Source organism: Pseudomonas fluorescens (assembly GCF_001307155.1).
In the GTDB taxonomy this organism is placed as follows: Bacteria; Pseudomonadota; Gammaproteobacteria; order Pseudomonadales; family Pseudomonadaceae; genus Aquipseudomonas; species Aquipseudomonas helvetica.
This window is the reverse complement of sequence record NZ_CP012830.1, coordinates 2,522,541-2,534,054: the sequence shown is the minus strand read 5'-3', so window position 1 is coordinate 2,534,054 and position 11,514 is coordinate 2,522,541. Positions and strand designations below refer to the sequence as shown.

Below are 11,514 nucleotides of genomic sequence, written 5' to 3'. Positions count from 1 at the left end.
AACCATGAATGAATTGAAACAGCAACAAGCGGCTTTAATCTCCGAACGGGAAACGCTGGAAAACAGTCTCCCCCACTTGGAGGCAGCTTGGCGCAATGCGCCCAGCAACTACAGCCCTAACGGCAATATAATAGGAAGCCCAGAGGGCAGAGCCGCCGAGGACAGACTATCGAGTGCCCAAAGCCGTGTACGCGCTATCTCCAGCGAGTTGGAACGAATTGAACAAAAGCTCACTCACCTAGACCGCCTAAAGCGGGTCGACCAGATCAAAACAGAATCCATCCAAGCGATGTCCGAATCAGCCGCCGAGATCGAAGCATTGGAACGGACACAAGCGCACTTGAATGAGCGCCGTCAGGCGATTCAAGCGGAAGCAGAACAAGCTCTGGAAAACGCACAGCAAGCCGAGCTAGACGCAGCCAGCCTCTACGCCCGGAGCCTTGCCAGCGGCGACAGCGAAGGTGAAAAAACCGCGAACAGCGAAATGCAGAAAGCCGCCAAACAACTTGCAACAACGGACGCGCAAGTGAGAAGGCAAGAACTCATCCTCACCGCCCTACAGGCGGAACTTGATTCCATCGAAACTCAAATCTCAAACGTTCGACAGAAGGGGGATGAGGCAAAAAAGGCAGCCTTGAACGCAATAGGTCTTGCATTAGATGAGGAGTGGAATACAGCTACCGAGCAGTTGGTTGCTGTGGGAGCGCGGATACTTGCCGTCAGCTATCAGAAGGGTGGGATGGGGGACGCTCTATCCAGACTTGACGTACCACGGTTCGGTCCGTTTCATTCAAGCCTTGCTCGTTCCGATCTGGCATCCGCTGCACGTGAAATTTCTTTAGCGGATCTACTCGCAGCGTGATCCCGAATCAGCCCGCGATCGCGGGCTGTTTGCTTGAGCCAAATCAATAGCTTTAAAATAAAAACCTACTCTATTAATCAGGAACCTTTAGAGGTTTGCAGATAAGTGATCTGCGCAGATTTTTTTATACGTTGGCAACCAATACTTCTAAAAAAGCTTTCATATCTTCTCCGCGCTGATAACTAAGACACTCATTGCGTAACATGCGAAAAACTTCCGCTTTCAAAAAGGCTTTATCAGCCAAACCATCTTGGATGACAGTATCGATATATTCAGGAATAGCTGCGGCAATTTCATTACCCCCATTACCACCATGATTCCCCCGCACATACCAATGTACGAAGTGCTCAAGCCAAGACCTGAACTCGGCGTTGAGGACATCCCGTTCATAACGCTCTCGAATCTTGAAAATTCGATCCCAGTTTTCAGCTTCGCTTTGGGGTCCACCTTTAAACTGAATATTCCATTTTGGTAGATGAATTCCATTTTTAACAGATCCAGCAAAGGGTGAACTCTTCGCCAAACTTACCCTAAAAATTGGACCGTTATATGGGTCGACACAACGTCGCCTTCGACCACGTTTATCTCGCAGGATATCTATATTTTTCTTAAAGTCAGAGTTACATTCACTGCACATAGGCGGCAGATTGCGAAAGTCAGCCCCTACGAAAGGATGTTTTGTAATGGGCATGTAATGATCAAGTGCATGTCTAGGTGCACCTGGGGCTCTAAAATGGCCAAGACCACAAAAGGGACATACACGCGAAGGAAACTCTGCATATATAGCAGTGTAATGCACATCACGAAGGCATTCACTACCAATGTTTATGGTAGTGAGCTGCTCCTCAAAGAGAAATCTAAACAGGTCGACTGTCGCGTCTCGAATACCGTCGGGAAATCTATCAATCTCAACGCAGGTTGAATTGTTAAATAGTACATCCGGCAAACACGACTGTTGGCTTAACGTTTCCAGCAAAACTTCTTGAGTGGCTAGGTTAAGAGCAATAAACTCTATCCAGAATTTTTCGAGGCGTTTCCGGATCCCCGTGCGGCTCTTTAACTTTGATCGACGGGCTACAGGTATCACCGAGGGCCACGCAACAACTTGATGCCCGCCAATTATCCGCAGCATACCATCGTTCAAGATTTGAACGATGGTCTGGTTCAACCAGTTTTCTACAAGTGCTTGGGGCGAATAGGTAAATAGCATCAGATTTTTTTATTCTTCAATCGACGCAGATGGTCTGCCAGAAAAGCCTTTTCTACCGACTGGCCAAGTTCGCTCAGGACGCGTTCGACCTCACCGATATCTTCAGACATAAGCACTTCATTTATTCTTTCCTCCGCAATTCTTGAGATCGGCGGTCGAATGTTGAAGCAAGCCTCCAAAATCCGGTCAAACGTGGCTCCAAAAGTCTCTATTTGAGGCTCTTTGACGATTATCTTGCCATCGTCCCGCTCGAAAATCAGAACTTGCTCTCGGGGCATATCGGACGGTACGAAGGGCGCGTGAGATGTAAGAAGCAACTCTTGGTTTGCCCGCGAGCCTGTTAGCTCCATCAGCCGTTGAACGAACTTCACCCGCCATTGTGGGTTGAAGTGCGACTCTGGTTCGTCGAGCAAAAATAATGCGTTGGTATCCGTCATCATTGCATACGCCCCAAGGATCAGTGCTTGCTGATGCTCGCCGTCCGAGAGAGATACATAGTCAACAGCTTGCCTGCCTTCGTCAGCTGGCCAGAATCGTACTTCTTCAAAGCCGAACACCATGTCCTCCTGCTGAGGTTCTGGCAGTCGTGAAGCGAAACGACGCTCCTTCACAGCACGGTCCAATCGCTTCCGCGCAGGCCTCGGGATTGCTAGATCGTTCAAGAGCGCGAGCTTGTGTAAAGCACGATAGAGCGAAAACGCATCATCCCAAAAATGGGCGAACGCTAACCGAGTAGCATCGTCTATGAAAAAATCGAAAGTATAGGTCTCAGTTTTCTCGTCTTCAGTCCAACAAGTTGCCGTGCGCTTCAGTGATCGTATGATGCTCTCAAGTTCATCAGTAAGCTGAATGCCTTTGCGTCCAGTAATATCCGTTCGTTTTTTTGGAGCCTTATTAATTACGGAATGCGCGAGGCGTACGACACAACGGCAAGAAGCGAGATCCGAAAGACGTGCATGCCGTAAAATCTCTTCACGTGCCTCTTTAGGACCTAGGATCAGGTTTGAGAACAGAACCTCAAGGTTGGTACCGTAGTCAATAAGCATCAACCGGTTGTCAGGTACAGTATTCTTAACAGTGTCGCCGAAAGCGGCTCGTGCTACGTCTTGTGCATAACCGCTCCGGCTAACCAGAAATGGCAAGCTAAGCGTCTCGTTATCGCCGGACGTGTATCCAACAACGATTGAAGGTAGATACTTCTCAAACTCTAATGAGCCCGCCTTGATAGGTTTTTCCGAACCATCGCGATAAAGCTCAATCGGTCCCGTGGCACGCCCTTTTTTTGTGCGTACTAACGTGACTTCCTCCGGTGCATCCGCTCCAGGCGAGCTGATCAAATAGGTTAGAGCAAATAGAATATCTTCGTTGGCACTCCTACGCTCTTCGGCGGGATTATGTGCGTGCCAAGCTGCCTGAAAAATTTCGGCCAACAGTTGAAGAAATTGCGATTTACCCGAGCCATTCGGTCCGATCATGCATAACGGTGCGAGGGGATCACTTGACTTACCGTCTAGCCCCCGTCCGAACCAAACGTCTAGTCCATCAAATAGCCCTCCGCTCGCCGAGGAACTTTCAATTTTGAGACGACGTAACCTCATGCCTTCACCCGTTGCAAGTGCATACACTCAGTGTCGTTATCGAAGACCTGACGCAGTCGCGGCGTTTCTTCAGCCAGCAATGTGAATATTGCATCACGCATCTCGTCATGCGGGATAGGATTGCGTTTAGCAACTTCTTCAAATGGTAATCCCTTATCAGGCCAATTTTCACTATCCAGAAGAAGGCGCTCTTTCGGGTCTTTGATCATCGGATTAGCTGTCTTACGCATTTGCATCTGCCTCTTTGGAGCAATTTCGCGCTCAGCGCGGATGCGGGAAAGAAGGGTGCGGGCGGGCTCATCTTTCGAGGCCTGGGCGACGAGGCCACCACGGAAGGCTTTCGAAAGAATCGCAGCATCGAGCCTGGGCAGTAATTTAAACGTAGCATCGTAATCGGATAATACGCGATCAAGCCATGCGAATGCGGTCTCGATACTGCAGACAATTTCTTTTTGCTCCTCTAGAGAAAATAGAGGTATCTCAAGCGCTCCAAGCTCTTTGGCGTTAATATTGTGGACACCGCTTGTTGATCGCGCGCCAGATTCAATAATCTCTCTAATTTCAGGAGTTTGTAACATCAGAGCAAGAAATTCTGGCACCACTTTATCGGGTAACGGTCGAAGGCGAATTAGATAACCTGCGTAAGCCATTCCTATAGCGTCTTCGGATACAACGGCAGGTCGCCCAACTAAATTTGTACTACCGTTGGATCGAACAACTAAAATGTCTCCAACATTGAGCTTGAGAGCAGAAAACTCCTTATCATCAAGCTCCGAGTATTTCAAATTATCTAGTTCTATCTTCCCTGATACCACATTGGGAATACGCAAAACCGGAACGCCTAATGGTCTCTCGAAACTTTTCTGTGCGGTTCCGTAACGGAGACTCTCTACAAGGTCTTTAAGAAAGGAATTTTTCGGGGCCTTCCGTTTTAAAGCGCCCGACGAATCAGTCAAAAGGTTTCCGGAAAAAGCCAAAGATAAAAGACGCGCTTTGTACTTCTCTACCAGAGACGGAATATGATCAAGTTCATTGCGCGTACGAGTAGTGCGGGCAATCAAGCCATCTACTTTTTCTACGATGCGTTTCTGCTCAGCTAAGGGAGGCAGAGGAAGCACGTAGGCCTTCAAATAGCCTGCGGGGACCCGCTGCTGACCAACTGCACCAGACATGACTTTCTGAGCATCTTCGCGGAAAGCTTTTTGACGGATGAAGTACCAGAGGTACCTCGGCAGAACTCCTCCATGACTTCGGAATACGTGAAACTCTGTAGAGCCGAAGCCAATTCCGTTTTCGAGGCCAACTGCCACTGCCGACTTTCCATTTTCCATAGACGGGGTGATTTTGGCAAAAATTACGTCGTCTTCGGCAAATTGAGTGAAGCCTTTGTTAACCTCCCGCAATGGCCTCACAACGTCATGAACGATAGCGCCCGTTAGCTCGCAAACAGCAGCCATGGGAACAAACGTGACGGTGTCGTCAAGGCTTAAGCCAACTGACTTTCGCGGATTAACATCTACGACATCATCAAAAGTTACCTCGATCCATCCGTCCGGCAGATCACTCATTCCCTGCCTCCTCTTTCGTAGCAAAGGACTGTTGGCACTTGTGGTGTCTGTGCTTCGCTGTTTCGGTCGAATAAGGCGGCAAAGGTTTGTGTTGCAGTAGGAGTGTAGTCAACAAAAAAGCGACTGCTCGTCCGAGCGAGGACTCTTGCAGGCGTCATTCTTCTACCTCGACAGACTCTGCGAGTTCTTCCTCAACAGCTTCGATTTCAGAGAGGGCCGAGCGGAGATGCCCAAGAATGGCAGCAGAGATATCCTCAAGCTCGGTCAGTCCTTCTTCGGCCCCGACCTTGTCGTCACTAAGCCAGGAAATGTCGAGATTATCGTTGCGTTTGGCGATTTCTTCTCGGGTAAAACGACGAAAACACCCATTTACCCCCTGATCCTTACGGGAGGATTTACCATAAGGATCGTCTCCGAAGTTTATTATGAAATCTTCAAAGTGCTTTTGTTCTAGAGGTGAAGTTTTGCCGAACCTTGGCATGTTCGCACGCATATCATATATCCAAACATCCTCAGTCCCCCTCTCTGTCTTTTTTGTCTTTGAGAAAAATAAAACGTTTGTCTTCACCCCAGCAGCGTAAAAGATGCCAGTTGGCAAACGCAAAATTGTATGGAGATTGCAAACTTCCATAAGATTTTTTCTAACCGCTCGCCCTACACCGCCCTCAAAGAGTATGTTATCCGGAAGAACAACTGCGGATCGCCCCCCGTCCTTAAGCCCTAGATAAATATGCTGCAAAAAAGCAAGCTGCTTATTACAATTTGGGAAAGGAATATCCTTGCGCAAGGAGCGTTTACTTCCTGCTTTACTACCAAAGGGTGGATTAGCAAGTATTAGGTCGGCAGCCTCTAGAGCACTCGCATCGTCGGTAAGAGCATCGCCATATATAATTTGCGCATCCAAACCATGCAAGAACGTGTTCATAAGACAAATACGACGTGTATTTTTTTCTATTTCCACGCCTTGATATTTTGGTGGGTTGGCCTTGTATTGTTTCTTAGTAGCCGCACGCCTAATAAATTCATCGGCGGCGACCAAAAATCCGCCACTCCCGATAGATGGATCTTGAATCAGCTCGCCAATTTTTGGTTGCGTCAGCCTTACAATTACTTCTACCAGGGGGCGCGGCGTGAAATATTGACCGGCTCCCGAACGAGTATCTTGAGCGCTTTTATCAATTAGCCCGCTGTAAATATCACCAAACCCATCCTGATCAACTTGGTGCCAATCGATTTTTGATATTCCACTGATAACTGCTTTAAGATTTGCGGAATGTGAAAACACTGTCGTAGGGAAAGCATATATCGCTCTCACCACTTCGTTACCTGCTGTCGCCCCCAAATGAGTAAGCATCTCCTGATAGAACCCCAACAAACCCTCTTCGCCATGAGAGTCTAAGTCAGCCCATCGGAACCCTTCGGGAATTAGTTCCTCAGAACCGTTTTCCTGAGCGATCTTCAGAAATAATAAATAGCTCAACTCTGCGATATATTGGTAATAGGTTATCCCATCGCCCCGTAAAATATTACAAAGGCTCCAAATTTTTTGGACAACATTGTTTTGCTTCATTTGGGTCCCAGGAGGCTCAGGTTAGGATGATAACGTTCGTCTGTGTAGTGGGTCTTTCCTTAGTGTGCCACATCGCAGAGCGATTTTATGATAAGTCATTTGGTGCGGGAGAGCGCGACTGTGGCAATGAAGGATGCCTGTCTCGCTGCCAGCGTCGTTCGCGAATGGCATTTCTGACTCGAAAACCATCGTTTTCCTTCGATCGGGGCCGATTTATGGATACTCAGGAAAAAATTGATGCTTCTCCATCGCCCGTCTTTCGGGCGTCATCAACACCAAAGCGCCCATTTTCGCTTTTTTGGAAAAAGAAGGATTAGAGCCAATGGAAAATTACTTTAGCAATAGAGAGCATGGCCCGAAACCGAGGACCGAAACCGAAATCACCCCGCAGGTTTGGGGAGGCATTATCGCCGTTGTCAGGGGCTTGGTGAACAGCGGAGCATTTGGGTCATCGTTCCCCCTGTGTTGCTATGACGGTCCAGCGGTAATTGGCACGGATGAAGTCAGCTTTGGGGCGGCGGTAAAAAGTCACATGCCAGGCCTTGGTTGGCCCCTCCAAGCGTCCATCCCCGGGGAACACTCTTGGATGGAAGCGGAGCCATACGCGCCACCATATTTGCTTGTGCTCGATTTCCTGGATTTTTTGTGGTTCCACGTTGCGAAACCCATACAAGGATTTCATCACAACCATTTTCAACACCACCATCTGACGTTTGATGAGAACGTCGGACGGATCGAGCTCCGCGACCAGATTAACCTTATCTTTGCGCGCAACGGTGTTGCCTATGAACTCAATCCACACGGGCAAATAGTACGATTGTTACCGGCGATTATCAGTGATGCGTTGCTACAGCCTATGTTACGAACCGGTGACCAGACACTAGACGTTATGCTTGAGGAAGCACGGATCAAGTTTTCGGCCCCCGACCCGTTGAAACGACGAGAGGCATTGGAGCGTTTATGGGATTGCTTCGAACGCATTAAAAGCTTGGCGCATGCTTCAGACAAGAAAAAATCTATCCAAATAATCCTGGAGCAAACAGCCCCTGATATTCCATTTAGATCGGTGCTAGATACCGAAGCGTCACAGCTGACGTTGATCGGTAACGGGTACCTCATTCGACATCACGAGCTAAAGCAGATTCCCGTCGTCGATGTGGATCATGTTGACTATCTCTTTCACCGTATGTTCGCTCTTATCCAGCTACTGGTGCGTAAGAATGCGCCCCGACAGAAACCGTGAGTCTGCATTGGGAAGGCATCCCATTGTCCTGTGCAATTCTCAAGGTGATATGTAACTGATTCCCGTACCAACAGTCTGAGTAACTCTCCCTTCGCAGCATGCAAAGACGGGGTCTTGGTCAGAGTGAGCGGTGTATTAGTTTGGGGTTCAAATCACTTCTTTCTGGAGGATGTACCACTGATTTTGAGTTGACATCAGCGTTACACCGATAGGCCTTTGGTACGTGACGTGTACACGCAGCCCCTGAAAGGTGTTACAAGGAAATTAATCAATAAATTCAAGCACTTAATAACACCTGTTACACGAGTGACACCTGTTACACCATTTTTTAGGGGAAATCCGAACGAGATCCCCGCCCCCCCTTTATTTTTAATGCCATCAGCGACTAAAACGCATCGCTCCGTTTTCGAAACGGCACTATGTTGGTGCCCCCAAAAGCACTCTGGGGCTCCTGAGACTTTCACCCAATACGGGGTCGGAAACCCGCGAGCTCAGGTGTCTGACCGAAGAAAAAATCGGTTAACCGTTAACTCAGATTAACAGGCACCCAGATTGTGCCGGGGTCCCTGAGTAAAGGCTCTCGACACGGGCCGAGTAACCCGCCCGATCTTATTAGCGGAAAGGTGCCCAGCTTAGTGAACAGGTGAACTTGGTGAACTGCGGTTCACCTGTGCATCTGCCCTATAGCTTTGGAGGTGGTCGGGGACCCTGGGCAATTGCGATTGGTACGGGGCAGAAAACCCGCGCGTTCGTGTTAGCGGCTGGATTTTTTAAGTTAGTTGACAGGTTGACGGAGTTGACTCGGTTGACCAACGCCAAGCGTGCGTTATCAGCAACACAAAGGGGCATCATTACCGACACGGTAACGATGCCCCTTTTTCTTCAAGATCCTTTCAATTTCAACGTTTGAAATTTCAGTAAGCTGCGTAGCCTGTCGCTAACACGATGTCGCGGGTTCCCGACCCCGTACTGTATTGAATCTCTCAGGGTCCCCCGGCATGAACAACCATCAAACGGCCACACCTCTGCCTCAAAAACTGTACGGGATCAAAACTCGAATCCCATTCGAACGTCGTCAGGTTGCAGCGAGAGGTATTCAAGTAATGCGTAAGTCTCACCCCTTGATGGGGAGGCCAAACGTATGAGTAGTCCTGGACTGTAAGCAGTCGTCATACCCTTCACGGACCCACCCGGCATTTGACTGATAGTGCTGCACTACGCCTTTACGGCGAAAGACTCGAAGGTCGAGTGGATTCTTTGCGTACGGATTATGGAAAATTTGAAGACCGTCGCTAATTGTTTCACTCGGAACTCCGATTCTGCTCATTCGTTTAGCCGATTCTCCGCTCGAATTCGTACCCCAGGTAGCTGCCACAAAGCCGTTCCGTGCATGCGTTGACATAGCAACTGTCTTGCCCCAAGTCGCTACGCAAGAAAAAATGACCGCGCTGACTTCGGACCACTGATCATTCTCAAAAATGCCAAGATCGAACGTTGATCCATTGTCTTTTTCTATTTCCCCAAGCTTCACGCTTGGAGGGCCATCGGGGAATAGTTCTGGATTGCGAACGTACGCGTCTTCATCTACGTAATCGTCGTAGAGTAGCGCGCGCATTGGGCGATCGTATTGGTACTGGAAATCTGCCTGCTCAAACGGGGCAAGAGCTATAACGAAGGGTTTTCCTGGTACATGGGGTAATTTTTGGTAATGGCTCCCGTACTTCCTTACCTTCGCAAGCAACGCGTTTGAAATCCGTATGATTGCCTCTCGGTTCAACGGCCAAAACTCTTTCTTTCTGACATTCTCAGTCATCATGGTCGGCTTTTCCCATTCCGGCACCGTACCTACCGCAGCATTTGCGGTGACGGCCTCGACAATGACCTCGCCGTAAGGTGTACGCAGCCAAAAATCCGGGCTCGAGTGAGACCAATCCAAGTCGAGCGAATAGGACCTAAATAGCCGATATAGATAAACCTCCCAGAATGATGAGTTAAACGTCGTCTGAAACTCGCGAACAAACTTGTTATCGCGGTCTGGAAAGCCTTCCGCCCAACCCGCTACGACTTCTCTCTCTCCGACCCGGCCAGGACTCATAACGTTGATAAAATTTGGGTGCTGTAGCTCTACAGGAACGATGGGGGTAAAAAGATCCATTTATGAATTCCGCCGTATCGCCTATGGCAATGATTCTTACCATCCCAACGGCTGGGAGGGCCCTGAACTCAGGCTACTCGAAGACTCACTCTCAAGCATCTTAGCAAAGCAGCTTCAACAGCCGGCTCCGTGTATGCCCACGTGTATGCCTAACCATCTTGCTACTTAGCAAGTCCATGTAATACGGGCATGCCAGCCTCCAGTTCAAACGACGCCTGGGCACCATCTTCCTTCCCTTGTATGACAAGGGAATAGCGCTCCTGACAGAAACCTGTCCTGGTCCTGAACGTCGTTTTTGCCACAAACCTGCCGCATTCACGGTGGCGGGAATGGTCGAATTGGCAACAATCAGGAATCGCGGCCCTGCCGTTAATAAAGGACGGTGGGAAGCGCAAATCCTCCGCAAGGGCTATCCAGCCCAACGAAAAACCTTCGAAACCAAAGCCTTTGCATCTTGGGCGCTTTTTATAGAGAAGCCCCCCTTTTGCTCGAAAGGATGCGTGCAATGAAGCCGAAGGGACTTTCCAATACATGACCCCGCACGGGATCGTCTTCAACGTCTCGCAGATCACCCTCACCGACAGCGAGCGCGGCCGCCTGCGCGAGCTTCATTTTGGCGAAGCGAAAAGCGCCCACTATCAGGTCAACAGCAAGGTCGTCGAGGTGTACGACAAGATGCAGGCCAAGAACCTGCCGTGCGTGATGATGATCGGCATCTCCAAGCCGCTGACCCGGCAACAGGCCGACGCCCTGGATACCCAACGCACCAAACTCGCCAACCTGGCCGCCTCCGCCTTCGGTGGCGCTGCCGGTACTGTGGGCGGTTTAGCCGTGCCTGTAGGCAGTTTCGCCGCAGGCACTGTTGTAACGGCGGGTGTGCGCTCGTACGTCAATGACACTCTGCCCACCTACCATGCTGGCGACGTCATCGTCAGCATCCAGGCGCAGGTCAATGGTGGGATTGGCCCACAGCGCTCTTCCGAATCCCTGATCATCAAGACCTGAGTGGGGCTGCACATGTCCGAAATTACCCAGACGGTCATCGTCATGGCGCTGGCCTTTCTACTTGATCGGTTTCTTAAGCCGTACCCGCTGCGCAAGTGGCTAGGGGTGACGCTGGTGGTGGCCGGCGCAATCGGCTGCGTTGCAGTGAGCCAGGCCCGGTTGCTGGGCTTTGACCTGGGATTGATGTCGGTCCTTGCCGTGCCGGTGGGCGCGGGGCTGTTCGTGACCAGGCGGCGGTTTGTGGAGGTTGGCTGAAGTGATGTAAAAAGGGGCGCCAGCCTTCGATTGAAGCAGGCTGACGGC

9 protein-coding genes are annotated in these 11,514 nt (G+C 49.9%); 4 read left to right on the top strand and 5 right to left on the bottom strand.

Translation table 11 applies throughout. The features are described from left to right. The first annotated feature begins 4 nt into the window (after positions 1-4). The gene (locus AO353_RS11460) at positions 5-862 is read left to right on the top strand and encodes a hypothetical protein (protein WP_054595042.1); all 858 of its coding nucleotides are present in this window, start codon (positions 5-7) and stop codon (positions 860-862) included. 124 nt (positions 863-986) lie between these two features. Here AO353_RS11460 and AO353_RS31080 read toward each other — a convergent pair whose 3' ends face one another. The 4 genes from AO353_RS31080 to AO353_RS11435 all read right to left on the bottom strand — a co-directional run bounded on the left by AO353_RS31080 (position 987) and on the right by AO353_RS11435 (position 6,808). Then, positions 987-2,072 (bottom strand): hypothetical protein, encoded by a 1,086-nt coding sequence (locus tag AO353_RS31080; RefSeq protein ID WP_146016092.1) that lies wholly within the window; start codon positions 2,070-2,072, stop codon positions 987-989. Beyond that, positions 2,072-3,670 carry a restriction system-associated AAA family ATPase gene (locus AO353_RS11445; protein ID WP_054595039.1) on the bottom strand — a complete coding sequence of 533 codons (1,599 nt, stop codon included), beginning with the start codon at positions 3,668-3,670 and terminating at the stop codon, positions 2,072-2,074. Before AO353_RS11445 ends, AO353_RS31080 begins: the two co-directional genes overlap by 1 nt. After that, positions 3,667-5,238, bottom strand: coding sequence for a restriction endonuclease subunit S (locus AO353_RS11440; RefSeq protein WP_054595038.1), 1,572 nt, complete (start codon positions 5,236-5,238; stop codon positions 3,667-3,669). Before AO353_RS11440 ends, AO353_RS11445 begins: the two co-directional genes overlap by 4 nt. Positions 5,239-5,392: 154 nt before the next feature. After that, complete coding sequence (locus AO353_RS11435) at positions 5,393-6,808, bottom strand: N-6 DNA methylase (RefSeq protein WP_054595037.1); 1,416 nt, start codon at positions 6,806-6,808, stop codon at positions 5,393-5,395. Positions 6,809-7,130: 322 nt separating this feature from the next. Between AO353_RS11435 and AO353_RS11430 the strand changes: the two genes are divergently transcribed. Further along, entirely contained in the window at positions 7,131-8,051 is a 921-nt protein-coding gene (locus AO353_RS11430) for an AbiJ-NTD4 domain-containing protein (protein ID WP_054595036.1), read from the top strand. A 1,114-nt stretch (positions 8,052-9,165) separates the two neighbouring features. Here AO353_RS11430 and AO353_RS11425 read toward each other — a convergent pair. Then, complete coding sequence (locus AO353_RS11425) at positions 9,166-10,206, bottom strand: hypothetical protein (RefSeq protein WP_054595035.1); 1,041 nt, start codon at positions 10,204-10,206, stop codon at positions 9,166-9,168. A gap of 531 nt (positions 10,207-10,737) precedes the next feature. On the opposite strand from AO353_RS11425, the gene AO353_RS11420 reads away from it, so the two are divergent. Both AO353_RS11420 and AO353_RS11415 read left to right on the top strand, forming a co-directional pair. After that, positions 10,738-11,211, top strand: a complete 474-nt coding sequence (locus tag AO353_RS11420; RefSeq protein WP_054595034.1) for a hypothetical protein — start codon at positions 10,738-10,740, stop codon at positions 11,209-11,211. Positions 11,212-11,223: 12 nt separating this feature from the next. After that, entirely contained in the window at positions 11,224-11,466 is a 243-nt protein-coding gene (locus AO353_RS11415) for a hypothetical protein (RefSeq protein ID WP_054595033.1), read from the top strand. Positions 11,467-11,514 lie beyond the last annotated feature (48 nt).

Coding starts and splice junctions, on each gene's coding strand:
- AO353_RS11460 (WP_054595042.1), top strand. CDS start 5: ATGAATGAATTGAAACAGCAACAAGCGGCTTTAATCTCCGAACGGGAA.
- AO353_RS31080 (WP_146016092.1), bottom strand. CDS start 2,072: ATGCTATTTACCTATTCGCCCCAAGCACTTGTAGAAAACTGGTTGAAC.
- AO353_RS11445 (WP_054595039.1), bottom strand. CDS start 3,670: ATGAGGTTACGTCGTCTCAAAATTGAAAGTTCCTCGGCGAGCGGAGGG.
- AO353_RS11440 (WP_054595038.1), bottom strand. CDS start 5,238: ATGAGTGATCTGCCGGACGGATGGATCGAGGTAACTTTTGATGATGTC.
- AO353_RS11435 (WP_054595037.1), bottom strand. CDS start 6,808: ATGAAGCAAAACAATGTTGTCCAAAAAATTTGGAGCCTTTGTAATATT.
- AO353_RS11430 (WP_054595036.1), top strand. CDS start 7,131: ATGGAAAATTACTTTAGCAATAGAGAGCATGGCCCGAAACCGAGGACC.
- AO353_RS11425 (WP_054595035.1), bottom strand. CDS start 10,206: ATGGATCTTTTTACCCCCATCGTTCCTGTAGAGCTACAGCACCCAAAT.
- AO353_RS11420 (WP_054595034.1), top strand. CDS start 10,738: ATGACCCCGCACGGGATCGTCTTCAACGTCTCGCAGATCACCCTCACC.
- AO353_RS11415 (WP_054595033.1), top strand. CDS start 11,224: ATGTCCGAAATTACCCAGACGGTCATCGTCATGGCGCTGGCCTTTCTA.